Here is a 25,047-nt window from a genome sequence, read left to right as displayed (position 1 = left end):
GACGGGCCGATCGCGCAGGATGCGGCACGGCCTGACGCGGTACTCGCCCCGCACCGCCGATACCGAAAACGCCGGGTCCGGCGGTCCGGGTGCCGGCTGCCGACGCCCCGGATCGCCGGCGCCGGGGAGGGCGCGGTGAAGACGCCGTGCGGCGAAGATGGGAACCGACGTGAGCAGAGCGTGTCCCCGAGTCCCGGTGCCCGTTTTCCGGTGGTGTCCGGAGCCCTGGCGAGTTCGCGGCTCAGCGTGGCGGCTGTGGCGCATCGTCCGGGTTCACCCGCCCGTCGCTGGTCGAGCCGGCTGGCGCTGTGGCGTCAACCGCCCTACCTTGGCCCCGCCGATGGTAGTTTTCGACGCTCCTGCGGGCTCTCACAAGGCTTAGATCGGCTGGCCTACGCCATCTGGAGGCGAAGCCGGGCTATGGCGGGGATCGAGCCGGGGTTGACCGGCATCGACTGGTGTCCGGAGAGCCGAATCCTTCAGGGTGCCGCGCGACTCTTCGACGGTCACGCGCCGAGCGGGCAATGGAATCGCAGCCTTCGGGCAGCGTCCAGGGCCGGGAGGACAAGAGGGCGAGGAGGCGGCGGGGACACGGGCAGTGGGCGGTGGCATTGGCAGCACCGGCGGCCGGTGGCGGTGGCGGTGGGCCAAAGCTGGGCTTCGAAGTGCGGTGGCGGGGCAACGCGGTTCGCCCTCGGCGACCAGAGCCGCGCGAGTCGCGGACGCATGGCCAGCCAGAGCGGTCGGCGGGACATGGTCCGGCGGCACAGAACGAATCCCGGTGGCGTGGGCGCGAGCCGCCGCGAACCGCACACGCGACCACGAACGGCCAGCACTCCGCGAGCGAGTCGCCGGAGAGGCGGCCGGATGGAGGCTCTTCGCCACAAGTCGCCCCGCACGGCCCGGCGTCACACACGGCCCGGCACCGCCCGCGTCCGCCCCACGCCCCCCACCAAAAACCGGTGGCCCGGAACCCTTCGGTTCCGGGCCACCGGCCTGGTCGTCTCACCCTCGGGCTCACGTCCGAGCCGAGCTCAGCCCGACTCGAACCAGCCCGAGCCGCTACCTCAGCAGCGACGGCGGCGAGTCGTCGCCGTCGGTGCCCCAGACGTCGTCGTCCTCGGTGAGCCAGGTGCCGTGCTCTTCGTTCTCGTTGCCGTGGGCTCCGCCGCGACCGCCGGCGCCCATCATGCCCGCGCCACCGGCGCCCTTGCCGGCACCGGCTCCACGGCCGCCACCGGCGGCTCCGCCGGCACCGCCCATCATGCCCATACCGCCGCGACCGGCGCCCTTGCCCGCACCGGCGCCCTTACCGGCGCCCGCTCCGGCTCCGGCACCCATCATGCCCATGCCACCGGGGCCGGTGAGGCTTCCGGCACCCGCACCGGCACCGCCGCCACCGAAGCCACCGGCTCCGATGCCGCCGGGGTTACCGATGCCGCCACCGCCGCCGCCGAAGCCACCGCCACCGCCGGTGAAGCCGCCGCCACCGCTCTCCAGACCGCCGTAGTCGGGCGTGTCGATGTCGGAGGGGTCGGTGGGGTTGGTGATGTCGGGCGTGGGGGGCGTGTCCGGGTCGTAGCCCGGAATGTCGGTGTCGGTCGGGGGCGGGGTGTAGCTGGGGGGCGGGTCGATCTTCGGGCTGTCCGGCAGACCGCCGGGCGGGATCGCGGAGGATCCCGGAGGGCTCCCGAGGCTCGGCGTCGGCGAGCTGCCGCCGTCCTGGCCGGGCGTGTTCGGGGGCGGCGGCTTGTTCGGGTCGAGCTGCGGGTGCTGCTCGGTGTAGGTGGTGTTGGCACCGTCACGACGCTCGATGATGTCGTCGTAGACCTCTTTGTACTTGCCCTCGTAGTCTTCGAGGACCTCGTCCTTCATGCCGCGCGCCATGTTGCTGACGTACTGGTTGGCGATCTTGTTGGCATCGGCCTGGCTGCGCTGCTCCTCCGGCGGGAGGGTCTTGCAGCTGGTGTCCTGGGCCTTGATGTCCTCGTCGCCCATCCAGAAGGACGTGTGGTCGCCGATGTTGCAGTCGGTCTGCTTGAAGTGGTTGGCCCACTGCGTCTCAAGACCGCGGAACTCGGTGCCGGCGTTCTCCATGCCGTTGACGAGGACCTTCGCGGCGTCCTCCAGCGACATGTCCTTGCAGTCGCCGGGCGTCCACGGCGGGCGGATGTGCACCCGGTCCTCGTTGGTGCCGTCGGTCTCCTCGTAGGACCAGACCTTCGCCGCAGGGAAGGGGCAGCTCGACTGCTTCGTCTGAAGCGTCTGGGCCATGTCGGTCAGACCGCGAACGATGTTCTCTTTGGAGTCGCCCTTGACGTTCTTGCCCTTGGGCTCGCCGCAGACGTCGACCAGGATCTCGTCGACGAAGTCCATCGTCGCCGTGACGCGCTTGGCGAACTCGTCGAAGTCCTTGCCCTTCCACTCCGGCTCAAGCTTCTGGAAGGCGCCGTCGAGCGCGGTCCAGACGTCGTTGAGGGGACCCTGGACACCGGTCACCCAGTGTTCCTTGATGGTGGACAGCGCGTGCTTCTCCGAGCCGGCGGGACGGATCGCGTTCATCGCGGCCTCGTAGTCGGCCGGCTTGGGCGAGGTCTCCTTCGACTGGTCGGGCGGCGACGGGTTCGGCGACTCGTCGTGGCGCCCGGCCCACAGCTCTTCCCACGCGCGCTGGTCGGTCTGGAAGGCTTCCAGCGTGCAACCGTTCTTGGTGCACTTCTCCTGGCGAACGCCGAGGCTCTCACTGCCACCGGACCCGCCGGCGGTGGAAATGTTGAGCTTGGTGACCTCGGGCGCGGCCTCGATCTCCTCAGCCCCTGGGGTGGTAGTCATCTCTTCTCACTACTCTCGTCTGTCCGTCACGGCGCTCCCCTACCGAGGATTCGCCCCCTACTTGGCGGTGTTGTCTTCCTCGGTCTTGCCGTAGTTCTTCAAAGTCTGGGTGCAGGCCTCGTCGATCGCCTTGAGCGCGTTGCGCAGCCCCTGGACGTCGGTCCACGCCGAGCCGAAGTTGGTCTTGTACTTCTCGGCGGCCTGGACGGCCTGCGGGAACTTGCCGAACGCGGGTTCGAGGGCCAGGTCGCCCTTCAGCTTCGCGATGATCGTGTCCTCGACGAGGTCGAGCTGCTGGCGCACCGTGGTCTGAAACGCCGAAAGCGCCTCGTCACTAAACTGGATCCCGGTCATTTTCCGGACCCTCCCTGCGTATCCGTCTCAATGAGTTGCACTGCTTAGCCCCCGACCTTGGCCGTGACCGCGGCATGGAAGGGCGTCATGATCTCCTGGAACACCGCCGCGAGGTCCGCCGTGGTGAACGGGTACTTGTCTTCGTACTCCGCGTCACTGGGGTAGCTGAGCTGGATCTTGAGCAGGTAGCTGTCCTGCTGGACGAGGGCGTAGACCTGCGAGGTGCTGGTGCCGTCCCCGCTGATCACCTTCCCCTTCGTCCACGACCCGCTCAGATCGGTCACAGCCTGGCCTTCGGGCGTCAGGCCCGTGACCTCGGTGGTGCGCTTGTCGAACTCGGCGGCGGCCCCGTCGTTGCTGGAGTAGGGGATCACCGCGACGTTCAGGTTCGCGTTGGTCATCTCCGAGGGCTCGGAGTTGGCGTTGACGCGAAGTTCGGGCAGCGTGATCTGCCCGGTGCACTGGGGCCCGCCGGCGTCGGCGCCCGCGCCCTTGCCGACGTCCTCGGGGCCGGTTTCGAACTCTCCGCCGACCTTGGCCGTCAACGGATCGAGGTTCACCTGTTCACAGACCTTCATGACGGCGATCTCGGCCTCCGCGATGGTCGCCGGGTCGTCACCGCCGCTCCCGGTGTCTCCCTTGTCCCCGCAAGCGGCGGCGGACAGCAGCAGGCCGGCACTCAGCACCAGGCCGGCGGCGACCCGGATTCGCCCGCGGCGCGGGGTCCCGGTCGTCGTGGACGAAGTCTGTTGGTTCATGCGTCACTGGTTTCTGTGATGGGGGTGAACCTCGGATCCTGCTGGCCCATGCTATCCAATGCCGTCAACACGGCGTGACGCCCGATTCCGGCGCGAAACGGCACGGTTTCGGGAGTCGCGGCGCTGGCTAGACTGACCGTCTTCAAGCCTAGTGAGGAGTAGTGGACGTGCGCCCACCCGCCGACGTCGACGCGCGCGAACCCGAGTGGGCCGAGCTGGCCTCCTTCGCCGCGGGCGGTCGGCCGCACGCGACGCTGGGCCTGGTCTCGGGGCGGCGGCGGATGGGCAAGTCGACGCTGCTGCGGGCCTTGTGCCGGGAGACCGGCGGGTTCTACTTCGCGGTGCCGCGCTGCTCCTACCAGGCGTTTCTCGCGGAGGTGACCGCCGCCATCGGGAGGTTCACGGCTTCGCCGCCACCGACGGTCACCAGCCTCCCGCAGGCCTTCGAGGCGCTGCTCGACCTCGGCCGCGGCCGCGAGATCCCCGTCGTCGTCGACGGTCTCGACCAAGTCGAGGCCCCCCTCGCCGAACTGACCGGCGCCGTCACCGCGGCCTTCGCCGGCGACGCACCGGGCGCCTCCCGGGCGCGGCTGATCCTCGCCGGCCCGGCGGTGTCCTCCGAGCAGCGCCCGCTGCTGCGCGACCGCGCCTTCCGGGACCTCGCGGTGCTCGATCTGCGCCTCGAAGGCCACGACTACCGGCGCATGGCCTCCTGGTGGGGCATCGGGGATCCGGCCGTGGCGCTGCCGCTCCACGCGATCGTCGGCGGCACTCCCGTCCACCGCGACTGGGTCGCCGAGCCGCCGTCCGGTCCCGGCGACTTCGGCCCCTTCACCCGGCGCACCGTCCTGCACGTGGGGCATCCGCTCTTCGACGCCGCACGCCGCACCCTGCGCGACGAACCGGGCCCCAGCGACATCGGCTACTACCGGGCCATCCCGTTCCACGTGGCCTTCGGGGTGACCAGGCTCGACCTCATCGCCGCGCGCATGCAGCACCCGCCGGAGAAACTGCGACGGCACTTGGCCGTGCTGACCGCGACCGGCCTGCTGGAGCGCTCCCCCGACCTGCTCGAAGCCGGCCGGATCCACTACCGCGTCGGCGAACCGCTGTTCAACTTCTTCGTGGGCATGATGCGCGTCGACATGGGCCGCATCCAGCGCGGCTACATCCTCGAATACCTCTGGAAGTACCGCGCCGACCGCTGGTCGGACTTCGTCCTCAAGCCGCATTTCGCCCATGTCTGCCGGACCTGGGCGAAGCGTTACGCCCCAAGCGATCTCTTCGAGGGACGGCCCGCCCGCGTCGGCACGGGCACCCTGCGGGATCCCGACCGGACCTCGCTCCAGACCGTCGACCTCGTCGCACTCGACGAGTCCGACCCCGAACGCCCCGAGCTCGCGGCCCTGGGCTTGACGGCCTGGGACCGGCCGATGGAGATGTCGGATCTGGCACGAATGCAACGCTTTCGTGACCTGCTCGCCGCCGCCGGCCACCGCGGAACCGACCGCACCCGGCTGCTGTGCTTCGGCGGCACGGGATTCAGCCCCGAACTGGAGAAGGCCGCCTCACGGGGCGAAGTACGCCTCGTCGAAGCGGCCGAACTCTACTCCTGAGCCGGACACACGAAACCGGCGGCTCAACCGCCCCCACTGGGGACGATCGGTGCCGCCGGTTCGTTCGAGTCGAACTACGCCCAGTTCTTGGCGTTGCCCTGCTCGGTCGCCTGGTAGTTCTCGTTGGCCTGGTTGACAGCGCCACCGATCTGCGTGAGGAGCTCCTGGATCTGGTTGATCGACTGGCTCATCTCGTCCTGCTGGGCCTGGTAGGCGTCACGGTCGGTACCGTCCCAGGTCACCGCCGCGAGCTTGCCCTTGAGATCGTTGACGGTGTTCTCGATCTCCTGAGCGATCGACTTCATGTCCGCCGCGCCCTGCTCAAGGGCGGCGTAATCGACCTTAATCGTCATGGTCTGTTACTCCTTCGTTGTTGAGAGGGCTTAGAGGATGCTGAACTTGCCCATGGCGTCGTTGGCCGCGTCCTCGTTCTCCTGGATCGCGACACCGGTCGACCGCAGCATCTCGGCGATGCTCTCGAGGGCGGTCATCAGGTCCTGGCCCTCCTTGTCGAAGGCCTCCATGACCCGGCCGAACGAAGCCGCCGCCTGGCCGCCCCATCCCGCGCCGAGGTTCTCCATGGCGCCCCGCAGCTGCGTGAGCTTGCCGGAGATGTCGTCTTTGGCAGTCTGCGTGTCCTGAGCAGCCTGCTGAATAGTCGCGGTATCAGCGGTAATCGCCACCGGACAACCTCCCTGTTGCTATTGCCGTAACGTCAGCTGATGACACTGGTGTGTCAGCAGCACGGGACTCACCCGACTTCTGTTCTGGCCACCATATCCGAGCCGCGCAAGCCCCCGCCGTGAAGTTTTCTCCGGCGACGGGGGCACCGTTGCGCGCCGGTCAGGTGACCGGACCTCGATAGACGGTCTGGATCAGTTGCTCGCCATCGCGCCGACGCACCAGGGTGCCTCGTCCCGGTGGCTGGCGGCTCGGCCGCAGGGTGCCCAGGACCGCCCCTTCCTCACGTCGCCCGTCCATCATCAGGCCGGGGGCGTCGAGTTCCTTCATCCGCTGCATGACCGGGTCCATCATCGCCCGTCCGACGCCGGACATGCGGCGCGCCAGGATGATGTGCAGGCCGATGTCGCGCGCCTGGGGAATGAACTCCGCGAGCGCCGACAGCGGGTTGGACCGTCCGACGGCGACCAGGTCGTAGTCGTCGATCAGGAAGAACACCTCCGGACCGGTCCACCAGGTGCGGTCGCGCAGCTGCTCGGGAGTCACGTTCGGACCGGGCAGGCGCGACTGGAGCCGCGCCTTGACCGCCCCGACGGTCTTCTCGAACTGCGTGGCGTTCATCGAGTAGTCGAGCAGGTGGTCGCCCTCGATGGCGCCGAGCATTCCGCGCCGGTAGTCGGCCATGATGATCCTGGCCTGGTCGGGCGTGTAGGTGTCGACGATCGACTTCGCGAAGTGGCGCATGAGGTTGCTCTTGCCGCATTCGGAGTCGCCCATGATCATCATGTGCGGCTCGTCGTCGAAGTCGGCGAACACCGGCTTGAGGCCGGCCTCGTTGAGCCCGAACGCGATGCCCTTGTGCCTGCGGCCGGCGGCCTCCTGCAACTCCGCGAGGCTGAGCTCGCGCGGCAGGAGCCGGACCTTCGGCACGGTCGGGCCGTTCCAGGCGGCCTTGACCTTCTGCACCATGTCGCCGACGCCCTCGACGAGGTCGTCCTCGCGCTGGTGTCCGTCGATGCGCGGCACTGCCGTCAGGAAGTGGAGCTTCTCCTTGGTCATGCCGCGGCCCGGGGTCTTCTCGGGGACGTTGCGGGCCGCGCGGCGGTCCAGCTCCGACTCCGAGGGGTCGCCCAGCCGCAGTTCCAGCTTCGTCGACATCATGTCGCGCATGTTCACCCGGATCTCCGACCAGCGGTTGGCCGTGATCATGATGTGCACGCCGAAACCGAGGCCGCGCCCGGCCATCGACAGCAGCTTCGCCTCGAACTGCTCGTAGTCCTCGCGAAGCGTCGCCCAGCCGTCGACGATCAGGAAGATGTCGCCGTAGGGGTCGTCGCCGTGCTCGCCGCGGGCCCGAAGGCGCCGGTAGCCGGCGATGCCGTCGATGGCGTTCTCGGTGAACCGCGCCTCGCGCTCCTCGATGATGTTCTGCACCTCGGAGATCGTGCGCCGCACACCCTCCTCCTCGCGGCGGCCGTAGACACCGGCCACGTGCGGGAGGTCGGCCAGACCGCGGATCGTTCCGCCGCCGAAGTCGAGGACGAAGAACTGCGCCTCGCGCGGTGTGTGCGTCAGGCACAGCGACGCGATCATCGAACGCAGCATCGTGCTCTTGCCCGACTGCGGCCCGCCGACGATGGCGACGTTGCCGCCGGCGCCTTCGAGCTCGATCACGAACGGGGAGCGCCGCTGCTCGAACGGACGGTCGACCTCACCGGCGACGGCCATGAGCCGGCCGTTGTGGTTCCAGCCGACCGGTGTCAGACCCCGGTTGGGGTCGACGCCCAGCGCGGGCAGGAGACGGTCGAGGGTCGGGGGCTCCTTGAGCGGCGGCAGCCACACCTGGTGGGCGGGACGCCCGTGCCCCTTCATCTTGTTGACCATCACTTCGAGCATCGAGATCTCTTTGCCCTCGGCGTCCTTGGGCGCCTCGACCTTGACCTCTTTCTCCTTGGGCTTCTCGATGATCGGCAGGTAGTCGAGGTCGTAGCCGACGAGCTCGATCTCCTCACGCCGTGTCGCCATGCCGGGAAGGCCGGGGGCCTTGCCGGTGGGCTTGTAGGCGCCCGAGACGTATGCCGCGCGGAAGCGCTGCATGACCTCGGTACCGACCTTGAGATAACCGTGACCGGGAGCCTGCGGGAGGTCGTAGGCGTCGGCGACGCCGAGCACGACCCTCGACTCGATGGCCGAGAAGGTCCGCAGACCGATCCGGTAGGAGAGATAGGTGTCCAGGCCGCGCAGCTTGCCCTCTTCGAGGCGCTGCGAGGCGAGCAGGAGGTGCACGCCGATGGACCGGCCGATGCGGCCGACCTGGACGAACAGGTCGATGAACTCCGGCTTGGCGACGAGCATCTCGGAGAACTCGTCACAGATGATCATCAGCGCCGGCAGCGGCTTGAGCGGTTCCCCGGCCTTGCGGGCCTTCTCGTAGTCCTGCCGGTTGACGTAGTTGCCGGCCGCGCGCAGGAGTTCCTGGCGCCGCACCATCTCACCGGCGAGCGCGTCCTGCATGCGGTCGACGAGGGCGATCTCGTCGGCGAGGTTGGTGATGACCGCGCTGACGTGCGGCATCTCGTCGAGGAAGGCGAAGGTCGCGCCGCCCTTGAAGTCGACGAGGACGAAGTTGAGCTCTTCGGAGGAGTGGGTCGCGGCGAGCGCGCCCACGATGGTGCGCAGCACCTCGGATTTACCCGAGCCGGTCGCGCCGACCATGAGGCCGTGCGGTCCCATGCCTTCGAGGGAGGCTTCCTTGAAGTCGATGTCGACGACGTTGCCGTCGGGCGACATGCCCAGGGGCACCTTCATGAACTCCCGCATGGGGCGCGGGCGCCAGTGGATGTTCGGGTCGAGCGCGGCGGCGTCGCCGATGCCGAGCAGGTCGGGCAGTTCCATCGTCTTCGAGAGGGGTTCCTCGGTGATGGCCTGTGCCTGCTGGGAGAGCCGGAAGGGCGCCATCTGGCGGGCGACGCCCTCGGCCTGGCTGATCGACATCTGGTCGGGCTTGCCGAGCGAGTTCTGCTTGTTGCCCTGGTCGACGTAGATCGAGTCGCCGTTGGACTCCAGGCACAGCAGGAAGCGGCCGGAGTCGCGGGGGACGTAGCCGGAGGTGTCGACGACGGTGGTGCCGAGCAGTCCGCGGCCGGCGAGCTGGCAGTTGGGGCCGACCTCGCCGCCGTCGAGGATGACGAGGATGTGCGGTGCGCCGACGAGGGGTTTGGCCTCGGGTCCGAAACGCACCCGGCCGGCCAGTTCCTCCTGGAGTGCCCGTTCGAGGCTCATCATGTCCTCGAAGGCCAGCCGGACGGCGCCGGCGGCGTCGACGCGGCTGGTGTGCTGGAGGTGCGGCAGCCACTTGGTCCAGCGCCAGTTGTCCATGCGCTCGGCGGCCGCGACGACGGCGATGATGAGGTCGTCGGGCGAGTGCAGGGCGGCCAGCTGGCACATGAGCGAGCGGGCCATGGCGGTGGTGATGTCGTACTCGCCCCGCAGCACGACCTTGCTGAAGGACCGGATCGACATGGAGATCGGCAGGTCCTGGACCGAGTTGTGCGTGCGCACGAAGCGGCGCAGCGCGACGGCGCTCATGGGTTCGAGGTCTTCGACCGGTTTGGTCTCCGGCGGCACGATCTTCACCGCGAGGCGCTGGGGTCCGCGTGCGACGCGGACCTCGCCGAAGTCGTCGTCGGTGCTGCGGCGTTCCCACATCCGGCCGGAGGCCACGATCGACCAGAGGCTGTCGGGCTCGGGGTGGCGCCACTGCTGGGCCGCGCGCTGCTGGTCGGTGGCACGGCGAACGCGCCGGCGGGCCTGCGCGAGATAGCGCATGTAGTCGCGGCGTTCGGCGTTGAGTTCGGCCTTGTCCTTACCACCGGTGTTGCCGAGGTTGCTGATGGCCATTCCGAGCATGGAGACGCCGAAAAGGCCACCGGCGACGTATTGCATCGTCCCGCCGTTGCGGCCGGCCATCATGAACATCATCGCGCCCGCGCCGCACAGCATCGGCAGGAGCATCAGGAGCTGGCCGAAACTCTTCGGCAGGATCTCCGGAAGCTCCGGTGGCGATTCGAGCAGCAGTTCGCCGCGCGGGAGTTGTGGTCCACGGCGCCGGGGTGGCCGCTTGAACAGTTCGGTGCTCACCGGTTGCCCTTCTCGGACTCTATTGCGGGGTTAGCTAGACGATACTTAGCCGCGCAACCCGGAGTCCAACGACCGGGGTCGTGCGCCTGAGTTGCGTGCATCGGTACGCTGGGCCGCAGTTCTCGCCAGCGTGGCCTCTCACCACCCTTCTGGGCCGCGAAATGGTGCTTGTCGCTTCATGGGAGGAGCCATTCGTGGCCGCAACCGCAAACGGGGAACTGACCCGGGTCACGATCGTCAGTCCCAACACCCGGGTCGATCTCGCGCTGCCGGCCGAGGTGCCGCTGGCCGAGCTGCTGCCGACGATTCTGCGCCACGCGGGTGAGGAACTGGCCGACGAGGGCGCCGGCCACGGCGGCTGGGTTCTCGCGCGGCTGGGCGGCCAGCCTCTTGACACCGGGCGCACGACGGCTCAGCTGTCGGTCCGCGACGGTGAACTGCTCTACCTGACGATGCGCCAGAAGATGGCGCCGGAGATGGTCTTCGACGACGTCATCGAGGCCGTGGCGACCGCGACGAACAATCGCGGTTCGCGCTGGGACCAGCACTCGACGCGCAAGTTCAGCCTCACCGTAGGGGTGTGCGCGCTGCTCGCGGGCGCGCTGGCGGTCCTGCTGGCCGGACCGCCGCAGCTGTACGGGGCGGTCACCGCCTTCGTCGTCGCGACGATCCTGCTCAGCACCTCGGCGATCTTCGCCCGCGCCCTTCGCGCCACCGACGCCGCCGTGGCGTTCGCGCTGGTGTCGCTGGTCTTCGCGGGTGTCGGCGGTCTCCTCGCCGGTGCCGGTGACCGCACGGTCTCCGAACTGACCGCAGCCAACGTCGTCATGGCGGCCTCGGCGACGCTGGTGTTCTCGGTGCTGGCGCTGGTCGCCGTCGCCGACCGCGCGCCGCTGTTCCTCGGCGCGGCCTGCTGCTCGGTCGCGCTGGCGATCGCCTCGATCGCGTCGATGGTCCTGGACGGCAACGCCGCCCTCGGCGCGGCGATCATCGCCGGGCTGTCCTTCGCGCTGATCCCGCTCACGCCGATGATGTCGCTGCGTCTGGCGCGCGTTCCGATGCCGCAGCTCCCCCAGAACGTGGAGGAGCTCAAGTCGGACGCCTACACCGTCAACGGCGCCCAGGCCCTCGACCGCAGCGCACGGGCCAACGACTTCCTGACCGCCATGTACGGCACGATCGCGGTCATCAGCCTCGGCTGCTGTGTGGCGCTCGCCCTCGACGGCGGGGTCCCCGGCTGGATCCTGACCGGTGTCCTGTCGGCCGTGCTGCTGTCGCGGGCGCGGACGCTGGTCGTGCGCACCGCCCGGGTTCCGCTGCTGACGGCCGGCATCGCCGGTCTGGGCATGCTGACGCTGGCGGTGTTCGTGGCCTCGTCGACGGTCGTCCGTCTTTCGGCGGTGCTGGGCGGTCTGCTCATCCTCACCCTGATCGCGGTGTTCTACGGCCTGGCGGTCACCGGTAAGCGGATCTCGCCGGTCTGGGGCCGCACGCTCGACATCATCGAGGTCTTGCTGATCGTCGCGATCGTCCCGCTCGCGGGCTGGATCGGCGGTCTGTACGCGTGGATGCGCAGCCTCAGCGGCTGAGCGCGCGACGTCGTAAGGAAAGAAGGCCCCCACCTCGCGGTGGGGGCCTTCTTCGCGTCAGCGCGCCGGCGGGGGTGGATAGGTATAGGGGCCGGGCTGCGGCGGGGCCTTGCGGCGCCCGCGGCGGTTCAGGACGACGATCACGACGATCACGGCGACGACCAGCAGGACGCCTCCGGCGACGGCGCCGATGAGGACCCCGGGGGTCAGGCCGCCGGTGGAGTCCTCCTCGGCGACGGCCGAGGTCTGCGACAGGGCGCTCTTCGGCTCGCCGAGCGGGTTGGCCGCGACGGGCGCGACGTCGGCGGTGACGGCGGCGTAGGCGTCGAGTTTCCCGAAGCCGTACTCGTCGTCGCGGCCGGGCGCGCCGGCGTCCTCGGCGGTGGTGATGAGCCGGTTGACGACGTCGGCGGCCGAGGCGTCGGGGAACTTCGCCTTGACCAGTGCCGCCGCGCCCGAGGTCAGGGCCGTGGCGATGCTCGTGCCGCTGCCGCCGTCGCGGTAACCGGCGTCGGTGCCGGGACCGTCGGGAATGATGCCCTGGATGTTCTCGGCGGGCGCCGAGAGGACCGTCTCGGGCCCGGTGGTGGCGCCGTCCCACAGCTCACCGGACTCCCCGAACCCCGACACGGCCACGACACCGGGCAGGTAGGCGGGGGATCCGACCTCGGCCGAGGGGTCGTTGCCGGTGCCCGCGATGACCGGGACGCCCTTGTCGAGCGCGTACTGGATCGCGTTGATCGCGTCGTCGGTGGCGACACTGCCGGCCAGCGAGATGTTGATGACCTGGGCGCCGTTGTCGACCGCCCAGCGGATGCCCTCGACGGCCGGGGCGAAGGTGAACTCGTCCCCGCCGGTGGTCACCTGGATCGGGAGGATCTTCGCGTCCGGCGCCACCGACAGGACCTGCGCGGCGATGTCGCTGCCGTGCCCGTCCTGGTCGCGGCGCGGATCGCCGTCGACGAAGCTCTTGCCGTCCAGGACGCGGCCCTCCAGGTCGGGGTGCTCGCCGACACCGGTGTCGAGCACCGCGACGACGACGCCCTCGCCGGTCGACACCTCCTGCGCCTGGGCCGCCTTGATGGCGTCGAGCTGCCAGCCGTCGATCTGCGCGGCGGCGGCGCCCGGCGTCAGCAGGGCGATGGCGAACCCCAGTGCGACGGCACCTCCCCCGACGACGCCCGACCTCGCACGTGCGGTCATCTGCCCTGCCTCCGTTCGGTAGCCGGTCCACTGCGACCATACCGATGCCCGCGCCCGGGCCAAAGGCCCGACTTCGCACCGATCGCGCCACCGCGGCGGGGCGCTCGCGCCCGTCGCCGCCGCCGTTGTGGACGACGGCGCCCATCGGCCCGATACGCTGCGGCGGGACTTGTCGGGCGGTCCCGGGCGGCCGTAACCTACAAACGGCCCGAACCGGCCGATCCGGTACGCGCCCGCGCTGTCTCCGGCGGCCCCACCGGCCACGGGAAGCGGGGGTGACAGCAGGCCCTATCGTGGTGGCACGCCACAACCCCGCACATTCCACCGACGACACCCCCGCGAAGGTTTCCCCAGATGCGATCGCGTAAGGAACAGGTCCAGGCTCACCGCTTCGTCACGCACCGGCTGGTATCCGCGCTGCTCGTCGGCGACCCGGAAAGCACCGAGACCCCCATGCGCCGCATCGGGATGTCGGTGTTCGGCAGCGTCATGGTCATGGCGATCATCGCCGCGATCTTCGGGGTTTACGGGATCTTCAAACCCGGCGGCGGAAAACCGGAGGCGGGCACCCTCATCATCGAAGAGGAAACCGGAGTCCTCTATCTCTGGGCCGCACTCGACAATCCCAATGAGGCCTCCCTCTATCCGGTGCTGAACTACGCCTCGGCGCGACTGATCCTCAACCAGGCCGAACTCAAGCCGGTGAGCATGTCGCAGAATTCGCTCAAGACGCTCTCCCGCGGCCTTCCTCTGGGCATTCCCGACGCGCCGCCGGACCTTCCGATGGCCGACAACCTGCTCCAGGACGCCGCTCCCTGGCAGGTGTGCAGCTCGACGCCGCGCCCCAACTCCGGGAACCTCATCACGCAGGTCGCCGTCGACAACCTCCCCGGGGGCACGCAGGTCAGCGGACAGGCGATGCTGGTCAACGTCGACGGGCAGGACAGCCTGACGTACCTGCTGTGGAACGAGCGGCGGATGCGCATCGAGTCGCTGGCCATGCTCGCGCTGGGCATCTCGGCGACGCCGACGCCGGTCACCGCCAAGGTGATCGAGTCCTTCCAGGCCGGGCCGGACCTGCGCAAGCCCGACATCCCCAACGAGGGCCAGCCGGCGACCAAGCCCGTGCCCAGCAGCCCCTCCAACATCGGCACGGTGTACATCGCCGCCGGCGCCTACTACGTCCTCACCGACGGCGGCCTCGTCCCCATCGGCCAGGTGACCGCCAAACTCATCACCGACGCCGACCCGATCTCGATCACCCCGACCGACGCCAACGCGGCCCTGGCCACCAGCGGCACCATCGAGCCCGAGGGCTTCCCGCAGCTCGTGCCGACGCTGCGCGACCTCTCCGGCCCGCACCCGGCGCTGTGCGCGACCTACGACGCCGCCGCCGAGCACCCCAGCGTCAAGCTCGTCGTCTACGACTCGACGCCCGAGCAGCTGGTCGTCCCCGACAACACGCAGCTCATCGACGGCGCCACCACCGGCCTCGCCGAGCGCGCCGTCCTGCCCGGCGGAAACGGTGTCCTGGCACAGGAGGCACCGCTGCCGGGAGCCACGTCGGGGCAGACCATCTACCTCGTCAACCAGTCCGGCACCAAGTACGGCCTGCTGGCCTCCGACAGCTGCAACCCGAAGGACGCCCTCGGGTACGGCAAGGTCACGCCGGTGCTGATCCCCGGCTCGATCCTGTCGCTGCTGCCCTCCGGTGTGACCCTGAGCCAGCCGGCCGCGCTGCAGAAGGTCAGCGACATCGGGTCGGGCGCCAGCCCGCCGCCGGCCAACTAGCGCGACTCCCGAAGGCCCGGACACACGACGGTGTCCGGGCCTTCGCGCGTCGGGGATCTGTGACGAAGGCCGCCCGCACCGGTCGGGCGATCCCTTGCCCGGATTCGATAGTGTTGTCCACCACACCCCGGTGGCGTAGCGTAAGCCGCCTGACAACGAGCCGCGAGGACGACAACACCATGGGTGAGCACACAGATGTGGATGTCGGCTCCCTGGAGGACTTCCACACGAACCTGGCCAACCGGCGGGCGCAGATCGAGGCCGTCGTCAACAAGATGAACGAGCACCTGCGCGACAAGACGCCGGCGCTCGGCGCCTTCCAGCACGCCGAAGAGGACAAGACCCTCTACTCGACGCACTACGGCGAGTTCGCCGAGCGCGTCAACCGGCTGATGGAGGCCGTGGTGGCCGCCGAGTTCGCGACCGGGAAGATCTGTGAGAACTACAAGACGGCAGAGCAGTTGAACACCTTGTCGATGGACGCCGTCGCGGCGGGCCTCGACGACGTGAACACCTCGCTGTCGGGAGGGTGACGCCGGTATGGGCGGCAATGTCGAGGACTACGTACCTCCCTATGAGGGCGTCGATCACAAGACGCTCTGGGAGCAGCTGAACAAACCCGCGGGCGACCCCGAGCAGGTCGACGGTCTGGCGGCGCACTGGTCGAACCCGATCAAGTCCACATTGGACGATTTCGTGTTCGACCTGGACCGCGACCTGACCGACCTGATGCACTACTGGAGCGTCAAGAGCGCCGGCGGCAAGGAGTTCAAGCGCCGCATGGACCTCGTCGTGCGCTACGCCGACGAGCTCAGCGGTCACGTCGGGGTCATCAAGGAGAACCTGGACGCCTGGTCGGCGGCGCTGCGCACGGCGCAGTCGAACGCGCCCGACCCCGCCGACACCGACGACAACGGCCGCGCCGTCGCCGGAGCGGCGATCGGGACCGCGGTGGCCGGGCCCGTCGGCGGGCTGATCGGCGGACTGGTCGGGCACTCGCAGGACGAGGAGCAGAAGAAGGAGGCGCAGGGCAACATGGTGCGCGTCGTCGCCGCCCTCGCCCTGGAGTACGACACGGCGAAGAAGATCGAGGCCCCGCCGCCCTTCCCGCCCAACGACCTGCCCGACTCCACCGCGCCGGACGGCACGGACCTGCGCGCGCCCGACGGGACCTCCGTCCCCTCGGCCGAGCCGTTCCAGCCGAAGCCGGACTCGCACGTGCCGACCTACATGAGCACCGGCACTCCCACCGGCCTGAACGATCCGGCGAACGTCACCGGTAACGGCGACCCCAGCGGCCTGCTCGGAGCCGGCGGCGGGACCTTCACCGGGATTTCGGCCGGTACCACCGGAAGCCTCGGCCTGGCCGGGGGCGGCGGCGCCCTCGCCTCTGGCGGCGGTGGCGGTGCGGGCCTCTTCGGCGGCCTCGGCGCCGCCGGAACGGGAGCGGGCGCCGGCATGGGACGCGGCATGCCCGGTGGCTCCGGCAACCCCGGCGCCGGTCGCGGCGGACCCAACACCAGCGGCCTCGCCAGCGCCAAACCCGGCGCCGGAGGCAAACCACCCACCCCCGCCTCCCTGAACCCCAGCCCCCAAGGGAAGGCGCCGGTGCGGTCGATCGGCGGCACGCCGACCGAGCGCGACGGCGACGACAACGCCGTGTACGAGACCTGGCTGACCGAGGACGACATGGTCTGGGGCGACGACGCGGACATCACGCCGGGGGTGCTGGCGGGTGGGTCGGGCTCGGGTGACGGGTCCGGCCGGGTTACCGGCGAGCTCCCGAGCGGCGAGAGCGAGTCGCCGCGAGGGTGAGCGGCGGGTGTCCGGGGGTTTCGAGGGATCGGGTCCACCGGGACCGCTGGGAACACCGGGACCAGCGGGATCTAGCAGGGACTGAGGAAGATTCGAGGCCCCGGCCGGGGCTCCTCCGGGAGCTTCGGCCGGGGTTTTCGCGGTGGGTGGGAGAGGGCGCCCGCCTCCCGCCGGAGCGTCTCCCGCGCCTCAGCGCCGGAGCGCCTCGGGCGAGCAAGCGGCCACCGGCGGCCTCGAATGCCGAGCACGGTCGCGAACCGGGACGAACCACCGCACAGAAGGCCGCCCGGTGGACGTAGCCGGACCACCTCCCGCACGAAGCCGCCCGCCCACGCCCCAGCCCGCCGGCCGGGCATCCGCAGCCGTCGCCTGCCTTCCGCTGGCGCCCGGTCCCCCGCGCCTATCGGCCGCCCATTCCCACGACTGAACCCGTGCTGGCGCACGATGGCCTGACACCGGTCCTCCCCCGCCGCTCTCCGGCCCGCCCTCTCGTCGGTACCGCGCCGTCGATTCCTGACCGGGCCTGCCGCCTACGCGCACGTCCGTGGCTGCGTCGGCATCGGCATCGGCGCATGTCGGCCGAGCGCCGCCGTCATCCGTCCGCCGTCCACGCTCGACCTGCCGCGTCCAGCAGCCTGCGCCCACGTGCATGCCGCTGTTGGCCGGCCATGCCCGTGCCCAGGTGCCCGGCCATCCCGACGGCGGCCAGGACGAACCTGGGCCGCCGCACGCCGGCCGGGCGCCAGCCAGGTCGCCAGGTCGCCTTCCCGCCTTCAGCTCCAGCGCCCGCCCGAGGCCGTCCCTCTCCGGGCAGCGGTCCCCATCCAGCCCACCGGCCGCGTCACTCCTCGCGTCCGCCAACCGCCTCATCCCGTCCCTTCCCGTGCACCATCCCCTCCCGTTCACAAGCTGCTCGCCGCTCACTCGCACACCCACCCTCACTCACCCACCAGCCCTCCCGACCCCCACCACCCCGGAAATCAATCCCCCCGCCACCCCCTCCCCCCAAAACCTTCCCCCGCCCCCGCCCCTCCCCCGCAAATCCGGCCCCCTCCGGACGTGCGTTATTCGCCAACGGCCACTACGGTGTTCCGAGTGCGGCGCGTCGCGCCGTCGCCCGCCGCGCGCCGGACGCGCGCGTCGCAGAGACAGCGGAGTTGGACGCATGGGCTTCCACGTGGATCTCGAACAGCTCGCCGGCGCGGAGTCGACCCTGCGCGGCCTCTCGAAGAACGGCGAGGACGCCGCCGCCCTCGCCGCCGACTCCGACCCGGACTGGTTCGTCTGGGGCGCCCTCGGCTCCTTCCTCGCCTCGTCGTACTTCACCACCGCCGACGAGGTCCACGGCCACCTGAAGAGCATGCACGAGGCCCTCGACGCGCACGCCGAGCGCATCAAGATCTGCGCCGACTCCTACCGGGTCAAGGAAGAGGACAACAAGACGACGATGGACGCGATCCAGCGTCGCCTCGACGGCAAGTAGCCCTCCCCCGACCGGCACGGTGGCCCGACACCGTGACGGCAAGTAGACGAACCTCGCGACCCCGGCATACGCGAACACACCCCTAAGGACTGCCCCCATGGGAGAAACCGACCCCAGCAAGGACACCGACGTCACCAACGACGACGGCCACGGCGACTCGAACGGCTCGCTCCTCGGCGGCGACTGGGGCTCGGGCTCCAGCTACGCCAACACGCAGGGCAGCGACCTCATCGACAGCACGCCGTTCGCCAGCAACGTCGACGGCATCGGCAAGGCCTTCAAGAACATCGGCGACGGCAGCGAGGTCGGCGGCAGCATCGCCGACGTCGGCATCCAGATCACCGACATGGCCGCCAACATCGGCCTGCTGATGGTCGACCCGATCGGCTTCCTCGTCAACGCCGGCATCGGCTTCCTCATCGACTTCATCCAGCCCCTTGAGGACATGCTCGGCATGGTCACGGGCAACCCGGAGCGGATGGGCGCCGAGACCGAGAAGTGGGGCCGGGTCCGCTCGGCGCTCGAACCGCTCGGCGAGCAGGTCAAGTCCGTCGGCGCCAGCGACCTCAGCAACTGGCAGGGCGAGGCCTCGGCCGTGGCGAAGCAGCGGCTCGGCGAGTTCGGCGACGCGATCGCCGCCGTCGGCGGCCAGATCGCCACCCTGGAGAGCGTGCTGGAGTTGGCGAAGGCTCTCGCGGGTGTCGCGCAGGACGTCATCAAGGGCATCATCAGCGCCTTCGTCTCCAACCGGATCATCGCGTGGATGGTGGCCGCGGCGACCTCGGGCGTCTCCTTCGGCGGTTCGATCGCGGTGTTCGTCGCCGAGAGCCTGATGTCCTACAGCCGGGCGGTCCTGCAGGTCACCTCGGCGATGCGGCGGGGCAGTCAGATCTTCCAGGCGATCGCGAAGATCCTGGAGAAGGCCAAGATCGGCGTCCAGGCGCTCGGCAACGGCTTCGCGCTCATCAAGGCGCTCCCGGGCATCATCGGCAAGGCCGAGACCGAGGCCGGTTCGAACACCGGGATGACGAACCCGCAGATCGCCGACGCGATGAACTGACGCCCGCGCGGTCCCGGTCGACCGGGACTCGGGCGTGACGAGCGTGACGACAGCGGCCGGCCCGACGGGCGCGGGCCCGCCGAGAGGTGATGTGAGTGATCGGTTCCGTCCAGCGCGTGATCTGGGGCCCGCCGCGCCCCGAGTGGGCCTTGTCGCGGCATCCGGAGAGCCCCGCGCGGGTGGAGACCACCCCCGTCGCGCCGGCCTCGGTGCCGGCCGGGCACGGTGTCCTCGACCTGCGGGTCGGCGGCGTCTTCAGCGGCGGCTTCGGGACCGGCGCTCCCCGGCCGCAACCGCCGGTCGTCCTGATCGGCTCGCGTCCGGTGACGCAGGGGTGGGGGCGGGCGTGGATCGTGCTGCCCGCCGGCGAGCACGTCCTGGAGGTCCAGGCGGGGCGCTCGCGACTGACGCAGGTCGTGTCGGTCGCGGCGGGCGCCTCGGCCGAACTCGACTACCTGCACTGCGCGCCGTGGCGCCATGATCCCGAGGAGAAGGAGACCGCGCTCGGGCCGCGCGGTGCGGTGCGGCTGGCGCCCAAGATCCGGCAGAACCACGTGTGGGCGGGGCTCGCCGTGTTCGCGCTGGCCGCCTACGCCGCCTCGTTCATGATCGGCCGGGCCGCCGACATGGCCGGCGGCGCCGGGACGGCGCTGCGCCTGTCCGGCTGGGCGCTGGTGGTCGTGGCGCCGCTGGCGGTGTTCACGGTCGGTTTCGTCCGCGCCGCCGGGACCCGGCGCGCGCTGCGGGCCGCGCCGACTCCGGCGCTCGCGCCCGGTCTGGTGCTGCTCCCCGCCGAGGGCGAGGTCCCGGCCCCTCCGGCCGGGATGGGCGGCGTCGTCGTCGAGGCGGTCTTCGCCGTCAGCCCGAACAGCCGCGACCGGCTCGGCGAGCTGCTCGCCGACGGCGCGCAGGGCGCCCGGCGGCGCGAGCTGACCGAGAACCTGCTGCGCATCGGGGAGCCGCTGCCCTTGCCGCATCGTCCCTGGGTGGGGCCGGTGCGCTTCGCCGTCGACGGCCGTGAGCTGGCGCTGCCGTGGGGCCGCTGGCTGGTGCCGCTGGCGCCGGGCACGCACGAGCTGGCCTTCGCGACGCCGCCCCCGTCGCCGGCGCTCACCGACCACGCGACCGTCGTCGACCTCGCCGACTCCCAGGTGCGGCGGACGGTGACGGTCACCGCCGGGCAGGTCGAACAGGCCGGCTACACGGTCGTGATGACCATGCAGTCGCAAGGGGAGCGGCCCGCCCTGCGACGTTTCGCGGCCATGGCCGTTGATCGGGCGCCCCAGCCCATGTGACCATCGGGGTGGAAGATCATCCGCGCAGGCAAAACGGAGGAGTGGACATGACCGAGCCCGACGGCCGTCGGTTGCAGGCACAGGCCGAGCAGCTGCGCGGCCTCATCGAGGCCGCGAGCGTCGAGAGCGTCAGCGACGACCACGCCGTGCGCGTCACGGTCGGCCCCGGCGGGGCCGTCCTCGACGTCGAGGTCACCACGCGCGCCCTCGGTCGCAGCGGCGACGAGATCGGCGAGCTGGTGGTGGCCGAGGTGAAGAAGGCCGAGCGCCGGCTGAACATGGAGCTGAACGAGAAGATGGCCGAACTCCTCGGCGCCGAGGGCGCCGCGCGAGTCGGCGGCGGGCTCGACGGGTCGGGCATGCCGACCCTCGCCGAGGTCCGCAGTGAGCGCGAGGCGCTGCGCGTGGAGCGCGAGGGCATGGAGAGGGAGCAGGAGCGGTGACGAACCCTTTCGGCGGTGAACGGGCGGCCGACCCCGACGCGGTACTGGCGAAGCTGGAGCGGCTGCAGGAGCAGACCGAGAAGCTGCTCAAGGGCTTCGAGGACGCGCTGGGCGGCATGGAGGACCGGGGGGCCGAGGCGCTCTCCGACGACGGCATGGTGCGCGTGGTCCTCGACGACGCCGGCGGGCTGGAGAAGATCGAGATCAGCGACGCCGCGCTGCGCAGTCTCGGCCGGCTCAACCACTCGATCATGCAGGCGATCCGGCAGGCGAAGGTGGTGCACTCGGCGAAGATGGTCGAGTTGGTGGAGCGTCTCGGCGACGCCGACCCCTTCGGCCTGGTCGCCAAGATGCGCGGCCAGATGCCCGGTGATGTCAACGAGACCCTGAGGGCGCGCCAGGACGAGCGCCGCCGCGGCTACTGACGACCTTCCCGCACGCGTGCCCACCGGGGCGAACCGGCTCGAAACGGGTGCCTGAACTGCGGCTGGGCGGCGTTCGACACCGGTAGACAGGACCCGCTAACGTGAGCCGACGCACCGGGCACGAGCACGGCCCGCCGGGTGACCGAGATGGAAGGTACGGCACATGGCTGACTTCGGTCAGGACATACAGCACCGGGCCCGCGAGATCCAGCGGATCGTCGCCGAGGCCCGCACCGAAGTGTTCAGCGAGGACTATGCCGTCAAGGTCGTGGTCGGACCCGGTGGCGCGGTCATCGACGTCGAGCTGACCAGCCGCGCCTCGAAGTACAGCGGCGCCGAGCTGGGCGAGCTGATCCTGGAGCAGATCAAGCGGGCCGCGATGCAGATGAACGCCGAGCTCAGCGAGCAGTTGTCGGGCCTGATGGGCGAGAACGCGGGCACCACGCCGGCCGCGCTGAACGGTCTGCCGTCGGCCGGTGAGATCCAGCGCGTGCGGGAAGAGAACAAGCGCGAAACGACCGAGGAGTTCTGATGGGGCCGGACAGTCCGCTCGGCGACCGCGTCCGCGCTCGCGGCAGGCAGTGGGGCGACGTCGAGTCGATGCTGGCGCACCTGGAGACGCTGCGCAAGAACGCCGACGAGTCGCTGCGCAAGTACGTCGAGGCGCGCGAGGAGGCCGGCGACCTCACGTCGGAGGGCTTCTCCGACGACGGTTCCGTGCGCGTCGAGGTCGACGACAACGGCCAGGTCGTGACGATCGAGATCCCCGACGGTGTGCTCGGCCGCCTGTCCTACGTGGGGCAGATGGTGGTGCAGGCGATCAAGCAGGCGCAGGCCGCGCACGCGCTGAAGATGGCCGAGATCGCCGCGAAGATGAGTTCGACGATCGACATCATGTCGATGGTGAAGGACTCGATCCCCGGTGACGTGCAGGATTCGCTGGAGCGCCGCCGCGACGACCGCCGGTACTAGGGGCGGCCACCTGTGCCGCCGCGGCGGACCTTTCGGTGAGATTGACACCCTGGCTAAGCTCGCCTCGAAGCCGGATGCGCGGACGCGACACGACAGGGAGGTGAGTCATGGGCAACGGTGACGGGATCTACACCCCGACGGACGAGCTGAAGAACACCGCCGAGGTCCTCAAGGCCCTCAAGACCAGCGCCGAACAGATCGAGACGCTGGCCAAGGAGGCCGACCCGCCGATGGCTCTGTGGGGCCCTCTCGGGATGGCCTTCATGTGGCCCTTCTACCAGGGCAAGGCCGATGAGGTCCGCGACCACATCAAGATGATCGGCGACGCGCTCGACGCACAGGGAGAGGCCGTCCGGACGACGGCCGAGACCTACCAGGAGCTCGACGAGGGCCTTTCGAAGGCGTTCGAACGCTTCCTCGACAAGCTGTCAGGTGGGAAAGAGTAGTGAGCGAAAACGACGGCAACGACGCCTACGTCAGCAATGACGACGCGGACAGCCAGTACGCCGGGAACATGGGCCCGACCGCGGCCGTCGACACCGACCCGGTGTCGACGATCCCGCTGGTCGAGGCGACCAAGAACACCTTCGTCGAGGGCATCGCCAAGGGTGACATGGACGCCCTGTTCGCCGGTGTCATGGACTTCGCGGGCAACGCGATCTCCTTCGTCGCCGACCCGCTGAACTGGCTGATCACGGCGGGCCTGACCTTCCTGATCGACTTCTTCCAGCCGCTTGAGGACCTGCTGAGCCTGGTCACCGGCAACGCCGAGCGGGTCGAGGGCTACGCCAACAAGTGGAAGCAGGCCGCCGAGGCGCTGCCGGCACTCGGAGACGCGACCAAGCAGGCCGCCGACGACGGCCTGGTCACCTGGAAGGGCAAGGACGCCGAGGCGGCCAAGGCCCGTCTGGGCACCTTCAGCGAGGCCGTGAAGGCCACCGCCGAGGAGGTCAACAGCGTGGCCAGCCTGCTGGTCATGTTCTCCAAGCTGATGTCGGCCGCCCAGCAGATCATCATCGGCCTGATCGCCACGCTCGTCGAGTGGATGATCGTCACGTGGATCGCGGCGATGGCCGCGGCCGTCCCCACGGCGGGCGCCTCCACGGCCGCCGCCGGTGTGGCGACCACGACGACCACGGCGGTCCAGACGAGCCGCGCGGTGAAGATCATCGACACCGTGGTGAGCTTCCTGGCCAAGATCGGCAACTTCCTCAACAAGCTGCTCCCGCCGAGCCTGCGCCAGGCCGTCGCCCGCAACGTCACCGAACTCCAGGCCTTCCGCGCCTTCGACGTCAAGACCGCGATGCAGGTCATGGGCAACTCGCTCAAGGGCTGGACGACCTACTCCGGTTCGGGCGCCTCGGCCGCCTCCGGCGCCGAGCAGGCCGCGGCCAACAACGGCCCGGACATGTCCGAACAGGACATCGAGGACGGCCTGGACAAGGACAAGTAGTGAAGCTCGCCGACATGGTCGAGGCGAAGCCCTTCGCCGACCCGGCCGTGCCGGTGCTGCCGTGGCCCGAGGGCCGGGCCGCGCCGGCGCTCCCGCCGGGGCACGGCGGCATCTCGGTGCGCACGTGGAACAACACGCGTTGGGACTACAACCGCCCGGCCCGTCCTCGCGCGGTCGGGATCGACGACCGTCCACTGTGGCACGGTTACGGCCGGATGGTCGCGGTGGTCGCGCCGGGGCAGCACCTGGTCGAGGTGCGCCGCGACCATGTCGAGGGCTCGCGGCTGGTCGAGGTGGCCGCCGGCGAGCTCGTCGAGCTGGAGTACGCCGCCCCGCACGGTTTCGCCCTCGACGGGGTGCTGACCGCGCCGCCGTCGCGGATCGTCGGGACGACCCTGCGGCCGTGGCTGCTGTTCCTGGTTTTCCTGGCGGCCACTCCGGTGGTACTGAGCCGATCGGGGGCATCGGAGTCACTCGGCGGCGCGACGGCCGCGGTGTCGGCGGGACTGATCCTGGCCGGTCTGCTGGTCACGATCGCCTGGCAGGTCGGGGTTCGGCGGCGCGGTGAGCGCTACCGGGCCGAGGCCGCCGACGAGCCGCGCCCGGTGACCACGGCGAGCGGCACCGGCGTACTGCTGGGCCACACGCCGCGCCGGATCCCGGCCGCGCAGGCGGGCCGTGCGGGCCTGCTGATCGACGCGCGGCTGGCGCACACGGTGCGGATGAACGGCTTCCCGGTGGAGTCGTCGACCTCTCCGCACGGCTGGGCGCCGCGTCCCCGCCTGTGGATCGACGGTCGCGAGCACCCGGTGTCGTGGGCGCACTGGTGGTACATGCTGGCGCCCGGGACGCACGAGATCCGTTTCGAGGTACCGGGTCCGGCTCTGGCGGCCGGCGCGCCCGGCTGCGAACCGGCGCGCACGTCGCTGAACGTCGAGGTCCCCGACGGTTCGACGCGCCGCCTGCGCATGGACGTCGAGGCGCGCACGGAAGTCCAGCCGGTGCGGGAGAACTACGACGACGCGTCCCTTGTGGACGTCCGAGCCCGGCTGGCACAGTCCTATCAGGACTGGGAGGCGCCGACGGCGGTGGCCGGGTTCACCGCCGAGACCACGCCCGCGGTGGACTGAGGCGCGT

General features: G+C 70.3%; 22 protein-coding genes. 15 read left to right on the top strand and 7 right to left on the bottom strand.

The window, feature by feature from the left end; genetic code table 11:
- Positions 1-1,062: 1,062 nt before the first annotated feature.
- From AB0I28_RS33815 to AB0I28_RS33805, 3 genes are read right to left on the bottom strand one after another with little or no spacing between them, the layout of a single operon-like run.
- A complete protein-coding gene (locus tag AB0I28_RS33815; protein ID WP_357499795.1) occupies positions 1,063-2,832 on the bottom strand; it encodes a hypothetical protein in 1,770 nt (589 codons plus the stop codon).
- 57 nt (positions 2,833-2,889) lie between these two features.
- Entirely contained in the window at positions 2,890-3,186 is a 297-nt protein-coding gene (locus AB0I28_RS33810) for a hypothetical protein (RefSeq protein ID WP_357499794.1), read from the bottom strand.
- Positions 3,187-3,230: 44 nt separating this feature from the next.
- On the bottom strand, positions 3,231-3,944 hold the full coding sequence (locus tag AB0I28_RS33805) for a hypothetical protein (RefSeq protein ID WP_357499793.1): 714 nt from the start codon (positions 3,942-3,944) through the stop codon (positions 3,231-3,233).
- A 167-nt stretch (positions 3,945-4,111) separates the two neighbouring features.
- Between AB0I28_RS33805 and AB0I28_RS33800 the strand changes: the two genes are divergently transcribed.
- Positions 4,112-5,560: a hypothetical protein gene (locus AB0I28_RS33800; RefSeq protein ID WP_357499792.1), complete on the top strand. Its 1,449-nt coding sequence runs from the start codon at positions 4,112-4,114 to the stop codon at positions 5,558-5,560.
- Positions 5,561-5,634: 74 nt separating this feature from the next.
- Here AB0I28_RS33800 and AB0I28_RS33795 read toward each other — a convergent pair whose 3' ends face one another.
- From AB0I28_RS33795 to eccCa, 3 genes are all read right to left on the bottom strand, one after another.
- Positions 5,635-5,913, bottom strand: a complete 279-nt coding sequence (locus AB0I28_RS33795) for a WXG100 family type VII secretion target (RefSeq protein ID WP_357499791.1) — start codon at positions 5,911-5,913, stop codon at positions 5,635-5,637.
- Positions 5,914-5,943: 30 nt separating this feature from the next.
- Positions 5,944-6,243 (bottom strand): WXG100 family type VII secretion target, encoded by a 300-nt coding sequence (locus tag AB0I28_RS33790; protein ID WP_357499790.1) that lies wholly within the window; start codon positions 6,241-6,243, stop codon positions 5,944-5,946.
- Positions 6,244-6,403: 160 nt separating this feature from the next.
- Positions 6,404-10,381, bottom strand: a complete 3,978-nt coding sequence (gene eccCa, locus AB0I28_RS33785) for a type VII secretion protein EccCa (RefSeq protein WP_357499789.1) — start codon at positions 10,379-10,381, stop codon at positions 6,404-6,406.
- A 194-nt stretch (positions 10,382-10,575) separates the two neighbouring features.
- Between eccCa and eccD the strand changes: the two genes are divergently transcribed.
- On the top strand, positions 10,576-11,970 hold the full coding sequence (gene eccD, locus AB0I28_RS33780) for a type VII secretion integral membrane protein EccD (RefSeq protein WP_357499788.1): 1,395 nt from the start codon (positions 10,576-10,578) through the stop codon (positions 11,968-11,970).
- Positions 11,971-12,027: 57 nt separating this feature from the next.
- On the opposite strand, the gene AB0I28_RS33775 is transcribed toward eccD, so the two are convergent.
- A complete protein-coding gene (locus AB0I28_RS33775; RefSeq protein ID WP_357499787.1) occupies positions 12,028-13,173 on the bottom strand; it encodes a S8 family serine peptidase in 1,146 nt (381 codons plus the stop codon).
- 354 nt (positions 13,174-13,527) lie between these two features.
- Here AB0I28_RS33775 and eccB point away from each other — a divergent pair, with 354 nt between their 5' ends.
- The 13 genes from eccB (at position 13,528) to AB0I28_RS33710 (ending at position 25,040) form a co-directional block, all read left to right on the top strand.
- Positions 13,528-14,964, top strand: a complete 1,437-nt coding sequence (gene eccB / locus AB0I28_RS33770; protein WP_357499786.1) for a type VII secretion protein EccB — start codon at positions 13,528-13,530, stop codon at positions 14,962-14,964.
- 179 nt (positions 14,965-15,143) lie between these two features.
- Positions 15,144-15,497 carry a hypothetical protein gene (locus tag AB0I28_RS33765; protein ID WP_357499785.1) on the top strand — a complete coding sequence of 118 codons (354 nt, stop codon included), beginning with the start codon at positions 15,144-15,146 and terminating at the stop codon, positions 15,495-15,497.
- Between the two features lie 7 nt (positions 15,498-15,504).
- Positions 15,505-16,779, top strand: coding sequence for a hypothetical protein (locus AB0I28_RS33760; RefSeq protein ID WP_357499784.1), 1,275 nt, complete (start codon positions 15,505-15,507; stop codon positions 16,777-16,779).
- 1,165 nt (positions 16,780-17,944) lie between these two features.
- Positions 17,945-18,262: a hypothetical protein gene (locus tag AB0I28_RS33755; protein ID WP_357499783.1), complete on the top strand. Its 318-nt coding sequence runs from the start codon at positions 17,945-17,947 to the stop codon at positions 18,260-18,262.
- 97 nt (positions 18,263-18,359) lie between these two features.
- Positions 18,360-19,322, top strand: coding sequence for a hypothetical protein (locus AB0I28_RS33750; protein ID WP_357499782.1), 963 nt, complete (start codon positions 18,360-18,362; stop codon positions 19,320-19,322).
- A gap of 95 nt (positions 19,323-19,417) precedes the next feature.
- Positions 19,418-20,617: a hypothetical protein gene (locus tag AB0I28_RS33745; protein ID WP_357499781.1), complete on the top strand. Its 1,200-nt coding sequence runs from the start codon at positions 19,418-19,420 to the stop codon at positions 20,615-20,617.
- A 47-nt stretch (positions 20,618-20,664) separates the two neighbouring features.
- Positions 20,665-21,060 (top strand): YbaB/EbfC family nucleoid-associated protein, encoded by a 396-nt coding sequence (locus tag AB0I28_RS33740; protein ID WP_357499780.1) that lies wholly within the window; start codon positions 20,665-20,667, stop codon positions 21,058-21,060.
- Complete coding sequence (locus tag AB0I28_RS33735; protein ID WP_357499779.1) at positions 21,057-21,485, top strand: YbaB/EbfC family nucleoid-associated protein; 429 nt, start codon at positions 21,057-21,059, stop codon at positions 21,483-21,485. The genes AB0I28_RS33740 and AB0I28_RS33735 overlap by 4 nt, the downstream gene beginning before the upstream one ends.
- Before the next feature lie 163 nt (positions 21,486-21,648).
- The gene (locus AB0I28_RS33730) at positions 21,649-22,017 is read left to right on the top strand and encodes a YbaB/EbfC family nucleoid-associated protein (protein ID WP_357499778.1); all 369 of its coding nucleotides are present in this window, start codon (positions 21,649-21,651) and stop codon (positions 22,015-22,017) included.
- Positions 22,017-22,457, top strand: a complete 441-nt coding sequence (locus tag AB0I28_RS33725) for a YbaB/EbfC family nucleoid-associated protein (protein WP_357499777.1) — start codon at positions 22,017-22,019, stop codon at positions 22,455-22,457. The genes AB0I28_RS33730 and AB0I28_RS33725 overlap by 1 nt, the downstream gene beginning before the upstream one ends.
- A gap of 107 nt (positions 22,458-22,564) precedes the next feature.
- Positions 22,565-22,903, top strand: a complete 339-nt coding sequence (locus AB0I28_RS33720) for a hypothetical protein (RefSeq protein WP_357499776.1) — start codon at positions 22,565-22,567, stop codon at positions 22,901-22,903.
- Positions 22,903-23,910, top strand: a complete 1,008-nt coding sequence (locus tag AB0I28_RS33715; RefSeq protein WP_357499775.1) for a hypothetical protein — start codon at positions 22,903-22,905, stop codon at positions 23,908-23,910. The genes AB0I28_RS33720 and AB0I28_RS33715 overlap by 1 nt, the downstream gene beginning before the upstream one ends.
- Positions 23,910-25,040, top strand: a complete 1,131-nt coding sequence (locus tag AB0I28_RS33710; RefSeq protein ID WP_357499774.1) for a hypothetical protein — start codon at positions 23,910-23,912, stop codon at positions 25,038-25,040. Before AB0I28_RS33715 ends, AB0I28_RS33710 begins: the two co-directional genes overlap by 1 nt.
- Positions 25,041-25,047 lie beyond the last annotated feature (7 nt).

It is taken from the genome of Phytomonospora sp. NPDC050363 (assembly GCF_040655735.1).
Lineage (GTDB): Bacteria > Actinomycetota > Actinomycetes > Mycobacteriales > Micromonosporaceae > Phytomonospora.
The sequence above is the reverse complement of the archived record's forward strand: the minus strand, read 5'-3'. Positions and strand labels throughout refer to the sequence as shown.